This window comes from Nocardia sp. NPDC058176, from assembly GCF_042883805.1.
Taxonomy (GTDB): domain Bacteria; phylum Actinomycetota; class Actinomycetes; order Mycobacteriales; family Mycobacteriaceae; genus Nocardia.
Map to the genome: position 1 here is coordinate 432,418 of NZ_JBHVVA010000003.1, position 22,036 is coordinate 454,453.

Here is a 22,036-nt window from a genome sequence, read left to right on the forward strand (position 1 = left end):
CTGAGCTGCGTGACGTCGACCGACAAGAGCCAAGTCCGCGCCCGGCGCATCCAGGGACTCGACGCCGAACAACGCCGCGCGCGCCGACGCGAGCAGATCCTGGCGGCCGCGTTCGAGCTGATCGCCGCCGAGGGCTATGTCAACACCGCGATCGAGCAGATCTGCCAGACCGCCTTCGTGGGCAACAAGGCGTTCTACGAACTGTTCGACAGCAAGGAGGACTGCTACCTCGCGCTGCTCCAGCAGCTCAGCGAACAGGCCCAGAACCGGGTCGTCGCCGAGCTGGCGGAGACCTCCGGCGACCGCGACGCCGTGGTGACCGCCGTCATCGGCGCCCTCGCCCACTCCCTCGTCGACGACCCGCGCGTCGCCAAGGTGACCTTCGGCGAGGCCAGCGGCATCTCGGCGAAGGTCGAACTGCAACGCCGAACCAACCGCCGCTGGGCCGCCCAGTTCCTCGAAAACCTCTGGCGCGACTACGAATTCGTGCCATCTGGAGGCGTCGACCGAGATCTACACGCCCTCGCCGTCGCCACCATCGGCGGCCTGTTCGACACCGTCGCCGACTGGTTGCACACCGACGCGGGCGCCGCGGGCGACATCGACACCCTGATCCGCGACCTCACCTCGTTCATCGAGGTCGTGCACCTGGGGTTGGCGGCGTCAGCGGGCTGAGGCCGCCAGCCACCCTGGACCGGCGAGCAAGGCGGCTGCCCGCGCCCGAACGAGCGATATTTGCTCCCCCCCCCCCCCTCGAAGATTGAGGGTCTGGTGGAGTGCTGAAGGTGATGCTTGCGGTAGCGCAGGGTGGGGGAGTCGACGATGACGCCCGGCGCCAGGGCCGAGGCCGACATCAGCAGCGCGGTGTCTTCCATACCGCGCAGGGCCGCCCAGCCGCCCGCGGCGAGGAGCAGATCGCGTCGCCACATCACCCCGGCCGGGTGGACGGGCGGGCGGTGGCCATCGGCGGCCGACCATGCGGCGAGGAGGGCGCCGCGAGGGAGCAGACCGGTGGGGAAGGGCCAGGGGAAGTCGCGGAGTTCGCCGGAGCCGAGCAGGTCGCGGGCCGGGCCGACGGCGAATCCGGCGTCGGGTTCGCGGTCGAGCGCGGTCGACAGCGTGGTCAGGGTGTGTGGTTCGAGTTCGTCGTCGGCGTCGAGGTTCTGGATCAGCGCGGTGGTGATCCGGCCGAGGGCGACATTGCGGGCGATCGCCGGGCCCTCTCGTGACCCGTTGAATGCCAGGTGGAGTCGGGGGTCGTCGGTCGCGCCGCAGCCGACAAGGGCCGAGACCACCTCGGGGGCGCGCGGGCCGTCGACCTGGACGAACCAGGTCCAGTCGGTGTGGGTCTGCGCGCACAGTGAACGCCACGCGGCGGGTAGGTAGCGGGCGTACCCGGCGTGTACCGCCGTGAGCACCGCGATCTCCACGAACGGTCACTCTGCCATGTCGACTCGCGTCGAACCCTGTGGTAGGTAGTGACATTGATCATTCCGGTGTGGCGGCAGGCAGGGGACGTTCATGGATCACGCGTTGATCGAGTCGACGTTGGGCGGGCTGGTCGCCGCGAATTCCCGGGTGCTGGAACGTGATTGCGAGCAGATCGCGCTGCAGTACCTGGCTCAGCAGGTGGTGCCGCAGTTCGATGTGGACTCGGCCGATTTCGATCGGGATCCGCATCTGATCTGTGCCGATCGGTACTGGTTCCATCGGTTCCAGGCCGAGCCGACCCTGCACACCGCGGTGGAGTGCGCGGGCTGGCTGGCCGAGCATGTCGGCGCCGCGGTGCACGAGCCGATCCGGGAGAAGTGGGCGCTCGGGTACGCGTTCGTCACGCGTGATTCGGTGGAGAGTGCCGGTGAGATCGCCGATGCCACCGGGGACATCGTCGCCGCCGACGACAGTGGTTGCAACAAGGCGTATTTTGCGACGCTGTACCACGCGGGGAAGCTGCGGGCGAACTTCTTCTTCGACGAACTCGCGCAGTTCCTCGACGCCTCGCCGCTGGCCATGGCCTCGGGGCCGCACCGGGAGTCGGTGCTGTTCACCGCGCTGCGTGCCTTCGCGGCGTTCGGTAGCCGCCGGGCGACCGACGAGTACGCGCGGACGCTGTTCGGCGAAGTGTGGAGCGACGGCGATCGCACCTACGCCGCGGTCGATGTGCTGCTCAACGGACTCGATGCCAGCCCTGAGTTCGCCGGTCAGGGCGAGTTGCTGCGCGACAGTGCCGCCGAAGCCCTGCTCGCCTATCCGAACAGTCATATCCTGCACTTCCGGCTCGCGACCGGGCGGTGGCTGTGCGGGGAGTACGAGACGGCCATGGTCAGCATTGATACGGCTCTTCGCCTGTTGCCCGCGGCGGGGCGGCGGGTGAGTCATGAACTGCTGCAAGGGCAATACCTGGCCCGGCGGGAAGCGATCAAGGCGGGGCGGGTCGCGGCGCGTCAGGCCGAGGTCGAGCGGGAACGGGCCGAGCGCACCGAGCGTGAGATCGGGCGGCTGGCCGACACCGTGCGTGGGTCGGTGGTGCGGGCCGTGGAGCTGGTCGCGGTGTTCGCCGCTGTCATCGCCTTCGCGGTCGGCTCGCTCAATGTCTCGCTGAACGGCAATCTCGCCCTCGCGGACCGGTTGTGGATCGTCGCCGGGCTCGGCGGCGGCCTGGCCGGGTTCGCCCTGTTGGTGGTCGGCGGAACGTGGGCGATCGCGCATCGGCTGACCAGCGAGTGAGAGCAGCCCTCAGCCTGGGGGCGACCACGGCGCACGCGGCGAGGAACCGCACTCGACGGGTCGGAGCTGGCATGGTCGACGGAGCCGGAACGGCTCGCACGGCAGATGCTGGCGACCGCGCAGTTCGATTGACGAGCGGTGCGGGCCGGTCAGCGCGGCGGGGCTCCGCCAGGTGGCGGGTCGCTGCCGGGAGATCCGTTGTCGGACTGGGTGTTCTGGGATTTCTCGGCGACGCCGACGGTGAGGGAGACCGTCATGGTGGTGGTGGGTGTGCCGGTGACGGTGGCCAGTTCGGCGTCCCAGCCGTCGCCGAAGACGTTGTCGGAGGACAGGGTTACGCCGGACAGGTTGCGGGTGCTGGTGGCGTAGCCGGGGTCGGCGGCGAAGACGGCTTCGCAGGCGTCTTGGGGGAGTGCGATCTGGGAGGTGAGGCGGGCGTTGTCGCCTGCCACGGCGGTGGTGAGGGAGTCGTAGACCTCGAAGTGGATGTGGGGCCAGCGGCCGGTGTAGCAGGCGGGGAAGATCGAGGTGAAGTGGACCGTGCCCGTCTCGTCGGCGACCTGGACGCCGCGCAGGTAGTTCTGTTCGGTCACGCCCTCGCTGTAGAGGGAGTAGCCGCCCTCGCGATCGCAGTGCCAGACGTAGACGGCCATGCCCGCGCCCGCGGCGCCGAGGGCGAGGTCGTACAGGTTCAGCGTGAGTTCCATCGGGACGCCCTGGGCGACACCGGAATACGCGCCGAAGCTGGTGGTGATGTCGGAGCGCACCACACCCGACTCGATGAGCACGTTCGGCCCGTTGGAGCCGTCGCCGGGATAGGGGCCCGCGGTTTCCTGCGGTGCCGCCGCGGGCGTGGTGGTCGCCGTGGATTCCGTCGCGGGAGTATCCGTCGAGGTGGTGCAGGCCGCCGCGGCCGCGACCCCGGCCAGACCGAGGGCGCCGAGTATCCGTCGGCGCGACATCACCCGCAGGTCGTGACCGAGTCCGAGATCGTGTTCGTGCATCGCCGCTCCTTCGCCTTGACCGTGTCGCCGACGACGGTAGGGGCGGGAACTGCGCCGGACCTGGGGACGAGCTGGGAGTTCGCTGGGAGCGCGGCGATCAGTCGGTGACGTAGCCGTTGAGGCTGTTGCTCAGGTCGGTCAGGACGGCGCGGGCGGCGGTGAGGCCGGTGGTGTGCCAGATCCTGTCGTCGACGGCGAAGACGCGGCGGTCGGTCGCGGCGCCGAGCTCCTCGAAGTCCGTCGAGCGCAGGACCCGCTTGCCGTGTTCCTCACCGTCGGGGCCCGCGAACATCACGTAGATGATGTCGCCCTCGGCCTTGGTGGCGAGGTCGGCGCCGACGATGTCGAAGGACTCCCCGCGCTGGGCGGTCGGGCGCTGCACGCCGACATCGGAGAGCACCTGGGCGGCAAAGGTTTCGGTGCCCTGGACCTGGATGGTGTCGGGGGTGAAGCGCAGGACCGAGGCCTGTGACTGGGTGGCGTTGAGCGCGTCGCCGAGGCCGTGCGCCTCGGTGAGGTAGCTCCGCAGGGCGGCGGTGCCCGCGTCGGCGCGGTTCATTCCCGCGGCGTAGGCGGCGAAATCGGACTGCCAGCTGCCGCCGTCACCGATGAGCACGGTGGGCGCGATCTGCTTCAGCGCGTCGTAACCGCCTGCGGCAGGGGGGATGTCGCCGAGGATCAGGTCGGGCTTCAACTCGGCGATGCGCGCCGGGTCGGGTTGGCCGATCGGGCCGACGCTCGGCACCTCGAGCACGCCGTAGCCGAGGTACATCGGCTGCGGGCGCTCGCCGTCGAGGGTGACCGCACCCGCGACGCGCTCCCACAGGCCCAGCGCGCAGGCCGCGTCGAGTGCCGAACTGGTCAGCACGACGATGCGCTGCGGGTCGGCGGGCACCTCGGTGACACCGGCGGTGTGGGTGACGGTGCGGGTGGCACCACCGGGGTCGGGTGCGCTCGGCGTCGGGCAGGCGGTGGCGGTGTCGCGGTCGGCGCCGACCACACCGGCGCCCGCGATGTTGGTGGTGGTGCGGACGATCGTGCTCGCGTCGTCGGCCTTGTCCGCGCACCCCGCGGCGAACACGGCGGCGCACAGCAGCGTGGCGATGGCGACGATGCCGCGCGAGCGGGTACGGGCGCCCGGCTCGGCGGTGCGACGGGATCGGGTGCGTTCTCGGGCGCTCACCGGCATGCGCACGAGGGTACTGCGTAGCCGGTGGTGCGGAGCCCGCGGGCCGATCTCACCGGCGGCTGGCCCGCCGGAAGCCGATGGCGGCGGGAACGGCGAACAGCAGGACCGCACCGGCGGACCAGAGCAGCGTCATGGTCAGGGGGCGGGCGATGGGGCCCTGGTCGGCGAGGCCGCGCATGGCATCGACGGCCACCGACATCGGTTGATTGCGCACGACCGGCTGAATCCAGGCGGGGAAGGCGACCAGCGGGACGAATCCGGTGCTGAAGAACATCATCAGCGAGGTGAGAATGGTGATGCCCTCGACCAGGGAGGCCTTCGCTGTGTAGACGGCGACCGCGGTGACGATGGTGGCGAAGGCGAGTCCGAAGATCACCGGCACGAAAAAGAACACGACGGCGGCCAGCGGTCCCTGATGGAATCGGAAGCCGAGCAGGAAGCCGACGATCAGCACCGCGATGGTGCCGAGCAGGATGCGGCAGCCCTCGGCGAGGATGCGCGAGGCCAGGCCGGAGGCCCGGTGCACGGGCAGCACCCAGAATCGGGCGAGCAGGCCCGCGTCGCGTTCGCGGCCGAGCAGGACCCCGCTGGCGACGGCACCGGAGAGCGCGCCGACCAGCGCCACCATCGGGACCGAGCCGTAGAGCGCGTCGTCACCGGTGAAGCGCTCGATCTGACCGCCGACCACGATGTCGAGCATGAGCAGCAGCAGGCACGGGATGAGCAGGGTCTCGAGCAAGGTGATCGGATTGCGCGCCCAGCGCAGCAGCAGGCGCTGGGTCTGGATCAGGGTGTGCCGGACCAGCGCGGCCGGTGAGGTCTCGCCCGCGGTGTCACCGGCGCGGGTGGCGAGCAGCGACATCACGCCCTCCTCGAACTCAGGCGAATGGCGACGGGCGTGCAGATCAGCACGATGGCGGCCAGCCACAGCAGCGACGGGCCCATCAGCGACCAGCTCACCGTCCCGGCATTGCCCGCGGTGTCACCGGCCAGCGCGCGCAGGCCGATGGCGAACTGGGAGACCGGCTGGTTGCGGACGAACCACTGGATCCACTCCGGGAACTGGCTCGCCGGTGCCAGACCGGTCGAGAGCATGCCGAAGATCAACGGCGGCAGCACCAGCGCCTGGGAGGTGGCCTCCGGACTCTTCGACAGCGTGCCGATCACGTCCGCGCCGAGGGTGAGGGCGAGGCCGATGAGCAGCGAGAACGCCAGGAATCCGAGGGTGTGCAGCGCGTCGAGCCGGAAGCGGAAGCCGATGACGTATCCGGCGGCGATGGCCGCGGCCAGGGAGATCAGCAGGCGGAACAGGTTGGCCGACATCCGTGCCGCCACCGGGACCAGCGGGCGCAGCGGCATGGCGCCGAAGCGGCGGTTGAGTCCGGCGACGGAGTCGGTGGCCGAGCGGAAGGCGGCCGAGATGGCGGTGAACGCGGCGGCCTGCAGGATCACCAGCGGCATCATGTACTGGGCGTAACTGCTGAAACCGTTGCCGGAGAACATCATCACGGTCTTGAGCGGAATGTAGAAGCTGGCGGTGAACGCCGCGGGGGCGAGTACCGAGGCCAGCACCTCACCGGTCTTGACCGAGGGCACGATCAGGCGGGTGGTCAGCACCCACCACTGCTGCACCGTGTCCGGGGTGGCGCGGGTGTGGGTGTGCCAGGTGGTGGCGGTCATGCGACCGGCTCCGGTTGCGTCTCGGTGCTGGCGAGGTGGCCGGTGAGCTGGAGGAACACGTCGTCGAGTGAGGGGCGCCGCAGGGCGATGTCGACGAGTTCGACCGAGGCGCTGTCGAGGCGTCGCAGGGCTTCGGCGAGGGTTTTGGCGCCGTCGGGGGCCGGGATGGTGATGCGATCCGATTCCGGGGTGAGCGCGGCCAGGTTCTCGGCCGGGAGCAGGGGACCGAGCGCCGAGACGATCGCGGGCAGGCCGTCGAGGTCCAGCGGCACGATTTCGCAATAGCTGCCGCCGGTGCGGTGTTTGAGCTCGTCGGCGGTGCCGGAGGCGATGACCACGCCGTGATCGATCACGATGATCTGGTCGCTGAGGGCATCGGCCTCCTCCAGGTACTGGGTGGTGAGCAGGGTGGTGATCCCGGCGGTCTTGAAGCTCTTCACCAGATCCCAGACGCCCTGGCGGCTGCGAGGGTCGAGGCCGGTGGTCGGCTCGTCGAGGAACACCACATCCGGACGGACCACCAGTCCGCAGGCGATGTCGATGCGGCGCCGCATGCCGCCGGAGTAGGTGCCGACGCGCCGGTTCGCGGCGTGTTCGAGCGCGAATTCGGTGATGAGTTCGCGGGCGCGGGCCTGGGCGGCGGGTTTGCGCAGACCCATCAGCCGACCGAACATGACGAGGTTCTCGTAGCCGCTGAGCATGTCGTCGAGCGCGGCGTACTGGCCGGTCAGCATGATGCGTTTGCGGACCGCCGCCGGGTCGGCGACGACATCGTGTCCGGCGACCACCGCCCGCCCGCGATCGGGGCTGATCAGTGTGGACAGGATGTTGACCATGGTGGTCTTGCCCGCGCCGTTGGGGCCGAGGATGCCGAGCACCTCACCGGGTGCCGCCGTGAAATCGACACCGCGCAGGGCACGGACTTCGCCGAAGGACTTCTCGATCCCCTCGACGACGACGCCGCCGGTTCGCGAATCGCTGTGCGCGAGAGTGGGTTCGACGCTCATATCCGGTCTCCTGCTTCCATGTGGTCGTCGAGCACCGGCGAGATGGCCGACAGTGCGTAGGGATTGGTCAGGTCGTCGTGGGACACCGCGACGTCGTGGGTGACGATCTCGCCGGTCACGTAGGGCCGCCAGCCGTCGGGGCCCATGTATTCGGAGGGATCGACCGTGGCGCGGAAATAGAGGATGTCGCCGTCGTAGACCGGGCGCCGATAGCCGGTGCGGGTGCCCGCGGAGGCGTTGTAGGAGCCCGCCATGCGTTCGATGGTGGCGGCGTCGAGGAGTTCCACGCCGCCGAGCCGCTCGGTGATGATCGCGGCCGCTTCCTCGGCGGTGGCCTCGGCGGAGACGTCGTCGATGCCGAAGATGGCGCCGAAGGTGTTGATGAACTGGCCCGCCGTCAGGCGCTCGATGCTGTCGCCGTCGATGTCGGCGGTGTCGGTGTCGAGCAGGGCGAGGACGCCGACCCGTTCGCCCTCGGCGGCCAGTTCGACCGCCATGGCCTGGGCGATGAGTCCGCCGAAGGACCAACCGAGCAGGTGATACGGGCCGCTCGGCTGGACCGTGCGGATCTCGCGGACATAGCGGTGCGCGAATTCCTCGATGGAGCGGGCTGGGGGTTCGCGGCCGCTGAGGTCGGGGGCTTGCAGACCGTAGATCGGTCGGCCTGGCCGGAGATGTTCGGCGAAACCCAGGTAGCTCCAGGACATTCCGGAGGAGGAGTGGACGCAGAACAGGGCGGGGCGATCGCCGTCGGGGCGGATCGGGAGGAGCACGTCGAGGCCGAGGCCGGTGGGGCCTGCGGGGGTGGCTGTCCGGGCAGCCATGGCGGCGGCTTCGTCGGCCGAAGCGGATTGGGCCGCAGGGGTTTCGGCGAATCTTGTGGCGGCACCGAGCGCGTCGACCCACAGGTCCGCGAGTTCGGCGACCTCGTCGCGATTCAAGAGGTTTGCCGCATAACTGAATTCGGCATGCAGGCGGTTGCCGGTCACCATGGCGTTGATGTCGATCGGCGACATGATCGCGACGTCGGAGTGTTCGGTCGCCTCCAGGTCGCCGAGTTCGTCGGTGGGGAGCCAGCCGAGACCTTCCAGGCCGGTGGGGGTTTCGACGGAGGTGTGTCTGCCGAGGTAGTTCACGCAGATCTGGCCGGGGAGTGCGGTCGGGAGCTGGGCGGCGGTCTCGGGGTTCAGGTAGCGCAGGAGACCGAAGCCGATGCCCTTGTCCGGCACTTCGAGGAGGTCGTGCTTGACCGCGCGGATGGCCGCGCCCATGGCGGGGCCGCCCGCGAAGGCGTCGGCGATGTCGACATCGGCCAGGTCGAGGCGCACCGGGTACAGGTTCGTGAACCAGCCGATGGTGCGGGACAGGTCGGCGCCGGGCACGACTTCCTCCTGGCGGCCGTGGCCTTCCAGGCGCAGCATGGCCGAGTGTTCGTCGATACCTCTGCGGGCGCGCCACCGGACAAGGGCCAGGGCGAGGGTGGCGAACAAGGCGTCGGTGACGCTGCCGTGGAACAGACGGGGCAGGGTGGTCAGTAGTGCGGCGGTGACGTCCTCGTCGGCTCCGATCTCGAAGCGGCGCACCGTGTGCACCTGATCGATGGCGGGGTCGAGGCTCCGGGCGCCGAGCAGGGGGTCGGGGCCATTCACGATGCCTTGCCAGTAGGCGAGTTCGGTGCGGCGCTGCTCGGCGTTGGCCTGTTCGGTGAGCGCATGCGACCAGCGGCGCATCGAAGTGCTGGTCTCGGCCAGGACAGGAGTGGTACCCGCGGCGACCTGTGCCCAGGCGGCGATCAAGTCCTCCACGAGGATTCGCCACGAGACGCTGTCGATGGCGAGGTGGTGCGCGACGACGATCAGCTTGCCCGGTCGGGTGTGGGTGCCCGCGTCGCCGACGGGGTCGAGCCAGACGAATTGCAGGATGATGCCGTCGGCCGGGTGCAGGCGGTTCATCGCGGAATCGAGTTCGGTGCGGGCGTATTCGCGGAGTTCGACCGGGTCGGTGGTGGCGTCGAAGGTGGTGCGGTGGATGAGGGCGTCCACGTCGACCGAGCCGGGGTCGGCTACGCGCAGTTGCCAGCCGTCGTCGGTGGACCACAGGCGGGCGCGGAGCATGTCGTGCCGGTCGATCACGGCGGTGAGGGTGGTGCGCAGTTGCGCGCGATCGATGCCCACCGGCAGGTCGAGTACGGCGGTTTGGGCGAAGCGGTCGAAGTTGCCGCCGCGTTCGATCATGTAGCGGACGATCGGGGTGAGCGGGAGGTCTCCGGTGCCGCCGCCGGGCAGTTCCGCGAGGGCTTCGACCGTGCCGGTGGCGTCGACGGCGGCGGCGAGGGCCGCTACGGTGCGGTGCTCGAACACCTGTAGTGGTGTGCAGTGCAGGCCGCGCAGTTTCGCCTGGGTGACCAGCTGGATCGCCAGGATGCTGTCGCCGCCCAGTGCGAAGAACGAATCGTCGACGCCGACCTGTTCGCGGCCGAGGAGTTCGGCGTAGATCTCGGCGAGGAGGTGTTCGGTGGGTGTCTGCGGGGCGCGGTAGGGGGTGTCATCGGTGGCGAACACCGGGTCCGGCAGGGCTTTTCGGTCGAGTTTGCCGACGGCGTTGACGGGGATGGCGTCGAGGACGACGAAGGCTGCCGGGACCATGTACGCGGGCAGGATGTCGGCGGCTTCGGCGCGTACTCGCGCGATGTCGAGGTCGACGCCAGGTAGGCGCACCAGGTAGGCGGCCAGTGCGGTGGCGCCGGTTGGGCCCGGAACACCCAGTGTCACTGCGAGATCGATGCCATCGATGCCGCTCAGCACCGCGTCGATCTCGCCGAGTTCGATGCGTTGCCCGCGGACCTTCACCTGGAAGTCGGTGCGGCCCAGGTATTCCAGGGTCAGCGGGCCGGTAGCGGTGGAGACGGAGGTAGTCGGGGCGGTCGTGTTGGAGACAACTGTGATGGGGGCGGTCGAGATAGTGGTGGCCGAGGTGGGAACGGCCGTCGTCGGCGCAGCTGTGGTAGGGGCAGCCGAGGTGGGAACGGCCGTTGTGGGTACTGCGGTGGGAGCGGCCGTGGTGGCGGTGGCGGGGTCGGCCGATGTGGGGACGGCTGTTGTAGTGGGGGCAGCCGAGGTGGGCACGGCCGTTGTGGGTACTGCGGTGGGAGTGGCCGTGGTGGCTGTGGTGGGGTCGGCCGACGTGGGGACGGCTGTGGTGGGAGCGTCTGGCGTGGCGGTGGTGTCGGGCGGTGGGGTCGAGTGGCGGGTCCAGCGGACTAGATCGCCGGTGCGGTAGAGGAGTTCGCCGGGTTCGCCGTAGGGGTTGGCGATGAATCGGGCGGCGGTCAGGGCGGGGCGGGCGTGGTAGCCGCGGGCCAGGGCGGTGCCTGACAGGTAGAGTTCGCCCGCTACGCCGACGGGGACCGGGTGCAGGCGGTCGTCGAGGACGAGGGTGGCCGCGCCGCGGATCGGGGTGCCGATGGTGACGGGTTCGGTGGCGGACAGTGGTTCGGAACCTGTTGCCCAGATGGTGTATTCGGTTGGGCCGTACAGGTTGACCATCGTTCGGCCGTCGACGCCACCGCACCAGCGGGCGACGAGGTCGGGGCCGACGGCTTCACCGGCCACCGCGAGTACCCGCACACTCGACACCTCGGCCGGATCGATGGTGGCCAGCGCGGACGGGGTGATCACCATGTGGGTGATCTGCTCGGCGGCGATGAGTTCCGCGAGTGGGGCGCCGCCGAAGACGTCGGGTGGGGCGATGACCGAGGCGCCACCGCAGCCGAAGGCCATCAGGGCTTCGAAGATCGACGCGTCGAAGCTGGGGGAGGCAACCTGGAGGACGCGGGAATTCTCGTCCAGGCCGAGGTCGGCGCGCTGGGCGGCCACCAGGTCGGCCAGGCCGCGGTGGGTGACGGTGACGCCCTTCGGGGTGCCGGTGGAGCCGGAGGTGTAGATCATCCAGGCCGGGTTCTCGAGCCTGATCGGCACCGGGAGGTCGGCGGGAGTGAGTGGGGCGTCGCTGGTGGTGCGCAGGCGCGCGGCGATCTCCGGGTCGTCGAGGACCAGCCACCGGGTCGTGTCGGGGAGCTGAGGTCGGTACTCGGCAAGGGTGATGCCCACGCGCGCACCGGAATCGGTGAGCATGTGCTCGATGCGGTCTGCCGGATGCTTCGGGTCCACCGGTAGGAACGCCCCACCCGACTTGGCTGTGGCCCAGATGCCGATGTGCAGTTCGGCGCAGCGCGGGAGGCCCAGGGCGACAACGGTTTCCGTGTGGGCACCGGCTTCGATCAGCAAACGGGCGAGCTGATTGGAGTGCGCGTCGAGGTTGCGGTAGGTGGTCGTTTCGGAGTCCGGCGCGAGTTGCTGCGCGGAGCCGGCGCTGGTGGGGGAAGGTCGGGTGGGCCGGTCGGTGGGGAGGCCGTCGGCGGAGGGGCGAAGGCCGGGCTGGTTCGGCGTAGCTGCTGGGGCGGTGGTGGAGTTCAGGGGCTCCTCGCCCGAGGAAAGCGGCGGCGCAATGTCCGGCGCCATGTGGCCTGGGGTGGCGGTGTTCGGGGTGTGTTCGGGACGGTGCGGACCGTCAGTGGAGATCGCGGATGTGCGCTGGTCAGGGTCGGCTGTGGAGGCGGCGGGGGCCGAAACAGGATGGGTCGGGGTCGGAGTGGAGGTGTTGGAGGCCGGTATGGGTTGGTCAGGGCCGGCCGTGGCGTAGGTGGGTGCCGGTGCTGACTGCTTCGGGTTGGTTGCGGTGTCAGGGGGCGGTGCGGACTGGGTCCGGGTGGTGTCGGAGATGAGGGCGGGGTGGTCGGGGAAGGATTTGGCGGTGGTGGTGAGGAGGTGGGGCAGGGTGGTTGTGCCTGTGGTGGCGGGGCCGCGGACCGGGATGAGTTCGGTGCGTTCGGATTCGGCGAGGATGTCGATGTCGGCGAGGGGGATGTCGATGTCGGTGAGGACGGTGGTGAGTACCTGCTGCCAGCGGGTGGCGAAGGAGGTGATGGTGGGGGCGTCGAAGAGGTCGGTGGCGTAGGTGAGGACGGCTTCGATGCCGGTGGGGCCGGTGTGGTCGAAGCGTTCGCGGAGGTCGAGGGTGAGGTCGAAGGCGGAGGAGCGGCGGTCGAAATCCTCGACTTCGAAACGGAGGCCGGGGAGTTCGAGGACCGGTTCGATGAAGTTCTGCAGGGACAGGGAGACCTGGAACAGGGGGTGGTGGGCGGTCGAGCGGGTGGGGTCGACGGCTTGGACGAGCTGTTCGAAGGGGACGTCGGTGTGGGCGAAGGCGTCGAGATCGGTGGTGCGGACCGTGGCGAGGAGCTGGCGGAATCCGGTCCCTGGGTCGACGGGTGTCCGCAGGGAGAGGGTGTTCACGAACATGCCGACCAGGTCGTCGAGTGCTTCTTCGCCGCGACCGGCGACCGGCGTGCCGATGACGATGTCGGAGGTGCCACCGAGCCGGGCCAACAGGACCGCGAGGGCGGCGTGGACCACCATGAACACGCTGACGTTGTTCGCCGCGGCGAAGTCGACCAGGGCGCGGTGTGTCTGCTCGTCGAGGGAGAAATCGATGTCGTCGCTGCGCATGGACTGGACGGCCGGGCGGGGGCGGTCGGTGGGCAGTTCCAGGGCGTCCGGCGCGTCGGCGAGCGTCTCGCGCCAGTACCGGATCTGCTGTGCTGCCAGGGATTCCGCATCGGCCGCGCTCCCGAGCAGCTCACGATGCCACTGGGCGAAGTCGGCGTACTGGACGGTGAGCGGTGGCCGGGTGGGTGCTTCGCCCGACACCCGCGCCGAGTAGGCAGCCACCAGATCGGCCGCCAACGGTGCCATCGACGCACCATCGGCGCTGATGTGGTGCACCACGAGAACGACAACGTGCACCGGTGTCGGGCCGTCGGCATGCGAGGCGGAACAGGTGTCGCGCGGGCCATCGGGCCCCGAGTCCCCGGCGCCCCGCTGGGCCTCGGTGGCGAGGCCAGCATGTGTCGGCGCGTCCGAGTGACGTGGGTGCGTTTGCTCGGCAGGGGAGCCGGGAATGGGGGTGACGGGAGCTGCCTCGGGCGCGTCGGCGTCGAGTCGGAACAGACCGACTCTCAATGGGGGTTCACGGGTGAGGTCGAAGCCGGTGGCGGCGAGGGCGTTGATTCGATCACGCAGGGGGGCGCCGTCTTCGGTGTCGATCAGGGGCATGGCAGGGGGGTCGATGCCGACGATCACCTGGCGGGGGCCATCGGCGTCGGCGGGGTAGCGGGTGCGGAGGGATTCCTGGCGGGTGATGACGTCGGTGAGGGCTCGGCGCAGGGCGTCGACGTCGAGGTCGCCGGTGAGGCGGAGGGCGATGGCGATGTTGTAGGCGGAGGAGTCGGGGTCGAGTTGGTTGAGGACCCACATGCGCTGTTGGGCGGGGGAGAGAGGGATGCGGTCGGGGCGGACGCGCGGTGCGAGAGCGGGGCGGCCGGGTGCGCCCTCGGCGGCGGGGACGATCCGTGCGGAGAGTTGGGCCACGGTCGGGGCGTCGAACAGATCGCGCAGGGCGATGGTGGCGCCGAGGGACGAATTCACCCGGGCGACAACCTTTGTCGCGCTCAGCGAGTTGCCACCGAGTTCGAAGAAGGACTGGTCGACGCTGACCCGGTCACTGCCGAGGACATCGGCGAACACCTCGGCGACGGACTGCTCGATCGGTGTGCGCGGGGCGAGGTAGGCGCGCTGGGCGGCCGAGAAGTCCGGTACCGGAAGGGCTTTGCGGTCCAGCTTGCCGACGGGGGTCAGCGGGATCTCGTCCAGGACGACGACAGCGGCGGGCACCATGTAGCCGGGCAGCTCGGCGGCCACCCCCGCCCGCAGCCGCTCTGGGTCGAGGTCGATGCCCGGCGCGGGCAGGACATACGACACCAGGACGGTCGCACCCGCCGGGCCCTCGCGGCCGATGGTCACCGCGTACTCGACCTCGTCGTCGCGGGAGAGCACTGCGTCGATCTCACCGAGTTCGATACGCAGGCCACGGATCTTCACCTGGAAATCACTGCGGCCCAGGTATTCCAGGGTCAGCCCGTCGTCGCCGGTGACCCAGCGGACCATGTCACCGGTCCGGTACATGCGTTCCCCGGCCGCGCCGAACGGGTTGGCGACGAAGCGGCTCGCGGTCATCTCGAACCGGTTGAAGTAGCCGCGCGCCAAGGCGGGTCCGGCCAGATACAGCTCGCCCTGGATCCCGACGGGGACCGGCCGCAACCAGCTGTCCAGCACGACCACCGCGGCGCCGCGAATCGGTCCGCCGATGGTGACCGGCTCGCCCGCGCGGAGTTCGGCGGGACCGGTGGCCCAGATGCTGAACTCGGTGGGGCCGTACAGGTTCACCATCCGCCGGCCCGCCGACCACTTCTCGATGAGTTCGGGCGTGGCTGCCTCACCGGCGACCGAGAGCACCCGCAGGTCGGTGAGATCGGTGGGTTCCATCGTGGCCAGCGCCGACGGGGTGATCACCGCGTGGGTGACCCGCTCGGTGCGCAGCAGTGACTCGAGTTCGCTGCCGCCGTAGACCTCCGGCGGCGACACCACGAGGCGCCCGCCCGCCGCGTGCGCGGTGAGCATCTCGAACACGGAGGCGTCGAAGCTGGGGGAGGCGACCTGCAAGGCGCTGGCGGTCGGGTCGAGGGTCAGCGTCGCCTGCTGGGCGGCAACGAGATTCGCGATGCCACGGTGGCTGAGCAGCACGGCCTTGGGTTTGCCGGTGGAGCCGGAGGTGTAGATGAGGTAGGCGGTGTGGTCGAGGTCGAGGGGGCCGCCGCGTTCGGCATCGGTGATCGGCGCGTCGGAGACCAGCATGGCGCGGCGGATGGTGTTGAGGTCGTCGAGCAGCAGCCAGTCGATGGTGCCGGGCAGGGTTTCGCCGGTCTCGGTGACGGTGACGCCGATCGGTGCCTTGGAGTCGGTGAGCATGTGTTCGATGCGCTCGACCGGGTAGCTCGGGTCCAGTGGAACGAAAGCGGCGCCGGTCTTGGCCAGCGCCCATACGGCGACGACCGATTCGAGCGACCGGGTCAGTGCCAGGACGACGAACACTTCGGGACCGACCCCGCGACCGAGCAGGACCCGGGCGAACCGGTTGGACCAGGCGTCGAGTTCGCCGTAGCTCATGCGCAGCTCACCCGAGCTGACCGCGATCACGGCGGGATCGATGCGCGCGCCCGCGGTCAGGACGTCGGGCAGGGTGCGCATGGGCAGTGGTGGCGGGCCGTGCACCGGTGCCAGCGTGGCCAATTCGGTGTCGTCGCAATACCGCAGCTGGGAGACCAAGGCGTGCGGGTGCTCGGCGAGTTGACCGAGCAGGCGGACGAACCGGTCCAGGAGGGACTGTGCGGCAGCGGGATCGAGTTGATCGGCCATGAACTTCACCGTGATGCGCAGGGCGTCACCGGTGTCGCCGCGCAGTGGGATCACCATGAGGTTCAACGGATACGGCGTCGCGTCGGTGCCTTCCACGTCGAGGACCCGCATGCCCGCGATGTCGAGGGCCTGGGAGAGCGCCTCGCGGTCGATGGGGTAGGACTCGAAAACGGTGAGGGTGTCGAACAATTCGGCCAGGCCGACGGCACGGTGGATCGCGGCGAGGCCGACATGCTGGTGGTCCATGAGCCGGGCCTGCTCGGCCTGTACCCGGGCGAGCAGGTCGGTGACCTTCTCGGCGGGGTCGAGGCTCACCCGCACGGGGACGGTGTTGATGAACAGGCCGACCATCTCCTCGACACCGGGCAGTTCCGGTGGGCGGCCGGACACGGTGCTGCCGAACACCACCTCGGTGCGGCCGGTGAGCATGGCCAGCAGCATCGACCAGGCCGCCTGGACCAGGGTGTTCACGGTCGCACCCGCCTCGCGGGCGGCGGATTCGAGTTCCGCGACCGCGGCCGGGGACAGTTCGTGGGAGAGCATCGCCGTCTCGGTCGACTCGATCCCGGCGAGCGTGGGGACGGCGCGGGTCGGGGTGTCGATGCCGGCCAGGGACTCCTTCCACGCGATGAGGGAGGCGTCCGCGTCCTGCTGGGTCAGCCAGGCGAGGAATTCGCGGTAGGACCGGGCGGGCGGCAGCATCGACGCGTCGCCCGCGGTGACATACAGCGTGAGGAGTTCGCGGACCAGCAGGGGTGTCGACCAGCCGTCGAGGACCAGGTGGTGATTGGTCATCACGAGGCGGAAGGTGTCCTGGCCGGTCCGGATCAGAGTGAAGCGGAGCAGTGGGGGACGGGTCAGGTCGAAGCGGGTCAGTGCGTCGAGCTCGATCACCCGGTCGAGTTCGCGGGCACGTTGTTCCTCGTCGGCGATGGTAGTGAGATCGATTTCGTGCCAGCGGATCTCGGCGGCGGCGAGGACCAGTTGACGGGGGCCGTCGTCGGTCTCGACGAAGGCCACGCGCAGGTTCTCGTGCCGGTCGATCAGCGCCTGGGCGGCGGCGCGCAGGCGGGTGGCGTCGACGGTGCCTGCGAGGGTGAGCAGGGATTGGACGGTGTAGCCGTCGGCGGTGTCGGAGTCGTAGAGGGCGTGGAAGAGCAGGCCGTATTGCAGGGGTGAGAGTGGCCAGACGTCGGTGAGTGTCGGGTGGGTGCGTTCCCAGCTGTCGATCCGGGACTGGTCGACGGTGACGAGGGGGAAGTCCGATGGGGTGCGGCCACCCGCGTGGGTGGTGCGGCTGTGGGTGACGAGTGCGTCGAGGGCCCGCGACCACAGGTCGGCCAGCTCGCGGACGTCGGATGCGCCGAGCAACCTGCCCGCATAGGCCCAGGTGACATCGAGGCCCGTATCGGTGAGGACGGCGTTGATGTCGACGGTGGCGGCCAAGGGCGCGTCGTCGTTGTTGGTGGCGGCGAAACGTCGGGGCAGCCAGGGGCCCTCGCCGGTGACCGCGCGGCCGAGGTAGTTGAAGCTCAGCTGGGGTGTCGGTGCGTCGGCGAGGGCGGCGGCGGTTTCACCGTTCAGGTAGCGCAGCAGGCCGTAGCCGACGCCGCGATCGGGGACCGCGCGCAGCTGCTCCTTGGTTGCCTTGATCGCCGATCCCGCCGCCTCGCCACCGGCGAAGGCGTCATCGAGGTCGATCCCGGCCAGGTCGACGGCCACCGGATAGACACTGGTGAACCAGCCGACCGTGCGCGCGATATCGGCGCCGGGCAGCAGGGATTCGGCGCGGCCGTGGCCTTCCAGGGTGAGCAGGGCGCCGGTGCGCTCGCGCCAGCGGGACACGGCGAGGGTGAGCGCGGTGAGCAGGACATCGTCAGCGCCGCAATGGAATTGCTCGGGCAGGGTGGTGAGGACGGTGTGCGCGATCTCGGCGGGGACCGTGGACTGGCACTGCGCCATGGTGGCGACCGTGTCGAGTGCCGGATCGAAAGCGGTGGTACCGAAGGCGGGGTCAGGAGTCGACAGAATGCGTTGCCACACCGGAAGTTCGGCGGTGCGTGCGGTGGCCTGCTCGGGCTGCGCGTGTGCCCAGCGACGGAACGAGGTGCCGACTGGATCGAGCGCACCACCGAAGGCCGCAGTGGCCAAGTCGGGCAGCAGGATTCGCCAGGAGATCCCATCGGTGACCAGATGGTGCAGAACCAGCCAGCAGAGTGGCCCGTCGTCCGAGCGCTCGATCAGCACGAAGCGGGCGACGACTCCGGATGCGGGATCGAGCTGGTCTGCGGCGCGCTGTAGCGCACGTTCGACGGTATCGGAATCGGATCGAACTGTGTCGGCCGGTGCGGCGGCGTGCGCGATTCCGCCCACCTCGTCGGCGGTGTCCGCGTCGGCTCGCCCAGCAGTTGTCGGTGACTTGGCGGTGTCCGCGTCGGCTCGGGCGGAGGTGGTCGGTGACTCGGCGGTGCGGGAGCCGGATCGGGAGCGCCTGGCCAGTGGGTCGGCGGTGCGGTGACCGGCATGGCCGATCTCGTTCGGCGTGCCGGGGTCATCCGTCCGCACAACCTCGATCAGGGTGTCGGCGTCGACCGAGCCTTGCTCGGCGACAACCCATTCCCAGGAGTCGGCCGACCTGCGCAGGGTGGAGCGCAGGACGTCGTGTTGGTCGATCAGGGTTTGCAGGGCCGCGGCGAGGGTGGCTCGTCGGGTTCCTTCGGGCAGGCCGATCAGGACCGCTTGGCTGTAGCGGTCCCAGGGGGCGCCGTCGTCGAGCATCGCGTGCACGATCGGGGTGAGTTCCACCGGGCCGATGCCGCCGCCGGGGAGTTCTTCGACCACGTCGGTTTCGGTCTCGGTGGCGACGGCGGCCAGGGCGGCGACGGTCTTGCGTTCGAAGACGTCGCGGGCGGTGAACGAGATGCCCGCGGCTTTCGCGCGGGAGACGAGTTGAATGGAGACGATGCTGTCGCCGCCGAGTGCGAAGAAGCTGTCGTCGACACCGACCGAGTCCAGTCCGAGGACCTCGGCGAACAGTGCGGCGAGGGTTTCCTCGCGTGGTGTCGACGGCGCGCGGCCGACGACGGCGCGAGCGGTGAAATCCGGTGCGGGGAGGGCTTTGCGGTCCACCTTGCCCAGTGGGGTGAGCGGCAGCTGGTCGAGAACCATGATCACCGCGGGCACCATGTAGGACGGAAGATGTTCGCCGACGGCGGCTTTCACCGCTTCGGGGTGGACCTCGGCGTCTGACTCGGTGGTGAGGTAGGCGACGAGCGCGGTCGCGCCGGTGGGGCTCTCGACGCCGAGGGTGATGGCGAAATCGATCTCGGGCAGCCGCTGGAGGGCGGCATCGATCTCGCCGAGTTCGATCCGGTAGCCGCGGACCTTCACCTGGAAGTCACTGCGGCCCTGGTATTCCAGGGTGAATCGGTCGCCGGGGGCAGACCATCGGACCAGGTCGCCGGTGCGGTACATCCGGTGGCCGGGCGCGTGTGGATTCGCGACGAAACGGCTCGCAGTCAACCCGGTGCGCCGGTGATAGCCCCGCGCGACACCCGGTCCGGCCAGATACAGCTCACCCACCGTCCCCGCGGGGACCGGACGCAGCCAGGGATCGAGCACCAGGGCGGACACGCCATCGGTGAGACCGCCGATGGTCACCGGGGTGCCGGGAACCATCGGCTCGGTCAGGGTCGTGGTGATGGTGGTTTCCGTGGGTCCGTAGCCGTTGATCAGCGCGCGCCCGGCCCACTTCGACACCAGCTCCGGCGGGCACGCGTCGCCGCCGACCACGATCGTGCGCAGGTCGGGCAGCGTCGCCGGATCGAGCGAACCGACCACGGCCGGAGTGACATTGAGATGGGTGACGCCATGCGTGCGCAGCACCTGCGCCATGTCCTCGCCCGCGTATGCCGACGGCGGGACCACGGCCAGTGTGGCGCCCGCGGCGAGCGTCACCAGGATCTCCTCGACGGAGATGTCGAAACTCGGTGACACCGCATGGGCGACAACGGAATCGGCGTCGATGCCGAAACCGGCACCCGAACCGGCGACCAGGCCGGCCAGGCCGCGGTGGGAGACCAGCACGCCTTTGGGCAGGCCGGTCGATCCGGAGGTGTAGATGACATAGGCGACCTGATCCAGGTGGATCGCGGCCGTGCGGTCGGCGTCGGTGATCGCGTCGGCATTCTGGGCGGCGACGCGGCCGAGGGTGGTTTCGTCGTCGAGGGTGAGCCAGTCGACCTTGTCGGGCAACGATTTTCGGGCATGCGCGAGGGTCAAGCCCGCGACCACACCGCTGTCGTCGATCATGTGCTCGATACGGTCCGCCGGGTAGGTCGGGTCGATCGGCGCGAAGGCGGCGCCGGTCTTGGCCACCGCGATCGTGGCCAGCACCGACTCCGCCGAGCGTGGAATGGACAGGGCGACAGCCTTTTCGGGTCCGGCTCCGGCGGCGATCAGGAGACGGGCCAGCCGGTTGGTGTAGTCGTCGACTTCGCGATAGCTCATCGTGTCGCCGGTGCCCCAGCGCAGGGCCGTCGCGTCCGGGTCGATCGCGGCACCCCCGGCGAGGATCGCGGGCAGGGTACGTGGTTCGGGGCTCGCGGGACCACGGGCGGGGACCGAGAGGGACTGCTCGGCAGACGAGAGGACAGGCACCGTCGACAGCGGGGCGTCGGGACCGGCGACAAGAAACCGATGCAGGAACAGCAGGAACCGTTCGTGATGCGCCGCCAGCTCGGCCTCGCCGTACAGATTGCCGTTGCCCTGCAGGTCGATGTGGGTGCTCTCACCGCCGACACCGGGATAGAGATTGACGAACAGATCGTCGATCAGGCCCGAGGTGAGCACGTGCAGCCGCCCGACCACCGGGCCGAGCGCGATCCTGGTGTCCACCATCATCAGATTCACGGCGGGACCGAACGAGGCCGCCTCGTCCATCGCCCACCCGAGATCGCGGACGATGTCCTCCTGGCGATACCGCTGCCGTCGCAGCGCACCGGTCAGCTCGCTCTGCACGGCCAGGATCGCCGCACCCACGGTCGTCGTGGGCGCGAGGGTGACGCGCAGCGGGACGACATTGGCGAGCATGCCGCCCGAACGGCGCAGCGTCGCCGAGGTCCGCGCCGACACCGGCAGACTCAGGATCACCTCCGGCGCGCCGGTCATCGCGGCCAGATAGGCGCCGAAGGCGGCGACCACGGTGGGCGCGACCCCCGAGTTCACCGCCGCGGCCACCGAGTCGAGCAGGGCGGAGGTTTCCGCGGGCAGCGCGCCCGAGACACGGTTCGGATGACTGTCGACCTCGGCCTCGCGGCCGGCGAGATTCACCGGGTCGGCCATGCCGGTCAGGTGCTCACGCCAGTACTCACGATCGGCGGCGAATCGGTCGGACGTCCGATAGGCCAGATCGGCCTCGACGATCTTCTGCAACGGCTCGGCCTTGGACCGCGGCGGCTCCCGGCCCTCGAGCGCGGCGTTGTAGAGCTCGCCCGTGCGCTGCACCAGCGCCAGTGCGCCCATGCCGTCCAGCACGATGTGGTGCATCCGCGAATACCAGAACCAGCGGTCCTCGCCGACGCGCAGCATGGCGAGGCGGACCAGGCGGTCGCGCACCACGTCCAGGGTCGCGGAGTACTCGGCGCGCATCCAGGCGTGCGCGGCGCGCTCGGGGTCGGGTTCGGCGCGCAGGTCGAGTTCGGTGATGTCGGCGTCGAGGGTCAGGTCGACGAGCTGGTGCGGTTGGCCGTCGACCTCGACCAGGCGCAGGTAGCCGGTGCCGAACTCGCGACCGGTCCGGCGCACGGCCTCGGTCAGCAGATCGTGGTCGACCGGGCCGGTCAGCTCGACGTACTGGGCGATGGAGATGGGGGTGTCACCCGCGATGTGCTGGGCGAACCAGATCCCGCGCTGGGCCGCGGACAGGGGGAAGGGAACTTCGACCGTGCCCGGCGCAGGCGAAGAATGCTGGATCATGAGCGGACCTGCGTTCTCATGTCTGGATCTCGGTGTTCACCGTGTGTCCCCGACCGTCGAGTTACCCGGTGGGTAGTACTC

9 protein-coding genes and 1 pseudogene are annotated in these 22,036 nt (G+C 69.8%); 3 read left to right on the forward strand and 7 right to left on the reverse strand.

Features of this window, described 5'->3' with window-relative positions; all coding sequences use genetic code 11:
* Positions 1-9 precede the first annotated feature (9 nt).
* Both ACFVVM_RS20060 and ACFVVM_RS20065 read left to right on the forward strand, forming a co-directional pair.
* The gene (locus tag ACFVVM_RS20060) at positions 10-675 is read left to right on the forward strand and encodes a TetR/AcrR family transcriptional regulator (RefSeq protein WP_387620220.1); all 666 of its coding nucleotides are present in this window, start codon (positions 10-12) and stop codon (positions 673-675) included.
* 113 nt (positions 676-788) lie between these two features.
* On the forward strand, positions 789-1,229 hold the full coding sequence (locus tag ACFVVM_RS20065; RefSeq protein ID WP_387620929.1) for a hypothetical protein: 441 nt from the start codon (positions 789-791) through the stop codon (positions 1,227-1,229).
* Here the strand turns inward: ACFVVM_RS20065 and ACFVVM_RS20070 are convergent.
* A pseudogene (locus ACFVVM_RS20070) lies at positions 1,122-1,430 on the reverse strand (glycosyltransferase); the annotation flags it as partial. The gene ACFVVM_RS20065 and the pseudogene ACFVVM_RS20070 overlap by 108 nt on opposite strands.
* A 91-nt stretch (positions 1,431-1,521) precedes the next feature.
* On the opposite strand from ACFVVM_RS20070, the gene ACFVVM_RS20075 reads away from it, so the two are divergent.
* Positions 1,522-2,727, forward strand: coding sequence for a hypothetical protein (locus ACFVVM_RS20075; RefSeq protein ID WP_387620222.1), 1,206 nt, complete (start codon positions 1,522-1,524; stop codon positions 2,725-2,727).
* Between the two features lie 149 nt (positions 2,728-2,876).
* Here the strand turns inward: ACFVVM_RS20075 and ACFVVM_RS20080 are convergent, their stop codons facing one another.
* From ACFVVM_RS20080 to ACFVVM_RS20105, 6 genes are all read right to left on the reverse strand, one after another.
* Positions 2,877-3,731 carry a dioxygenase gene (locus ACFVVM_RS20080; RefSeq protein ID WP_387620225.1) on the reverse strand — a complete coding sequence of 285 codons (855 nt, stop codon included), beginning with the start codon at positions 3,729-3,731 and terminating at the stop codon, positions 2,877-2,879.
* Positions 3,732-3,828: 97 nt separating this feature from the next.
* Positions 3,829-4,920 (reverse strand): ABC transporter substrate-binding protein, encoded by a 1,092-nt coding sequence (locus ACFVVM_RS20085; RefSeq protein ID WP_387620227.1) that lies wholly within the window; start codon positions 4,918-4,920, stop codon positions 3,829-3,831.
* Between the two features lie 49 nt (positions 4,921-4,969).
* On the reverse strand, positions 4,970-5,782 hold the full coding sequence (locus tag ACFVVM_RS20090) for an ABC transporter permease (RefSeq protein WP_387620229.1): 813 nt from the start codon (positions 5,780-5,782) through the stop codon (positions 4,970-4,972).
* A complete protein-coding gene (locus ACFVVM_RS20095; RefSeq protein ID WP_387620232.1) occupies positions 5,782-6,600 on the reverse strand; it encodes an ABC transporter permease in 819 nt (272 codons plus the stop codon). Before ACFVVM_RS20095 ends, ACFVVM_RS20090 begins: the two co-directional genes overlap by 1 nt.
* Positions 6,597-7,607, reverse strand: coding sequence for an ATP-binding cassette domain-containing protein (locus tag ACFVVM_RS20100; protein WP_387620235.1), 1,011 nt, complete (start codon positions 7,605-7,607; stop codon positions 6,597-6,599). Before ACFVVM_RS20100 ends, ACFVVM_RS20095 begins: the two co-directional genes overlap by 4 nt.
* Positions 7,604-21,955, reverse strand: coding sequence for an amino acid adenylation domain-containing protein (locus tag ACFVVM_RS20105; RefSeq protein WP_387620238.1), 14,352 nt, complete (start codon positions 21,953-21,955; stop codon positions 7,604-7,606). Before ACFVVM_RS20105 ends, ACFVVM_RS20100 begins: the two co-directional genes overlap by 4 nt.
* Between the last annotated feature and the right edge of the window lie 81 nt (positions 21,956-22,036).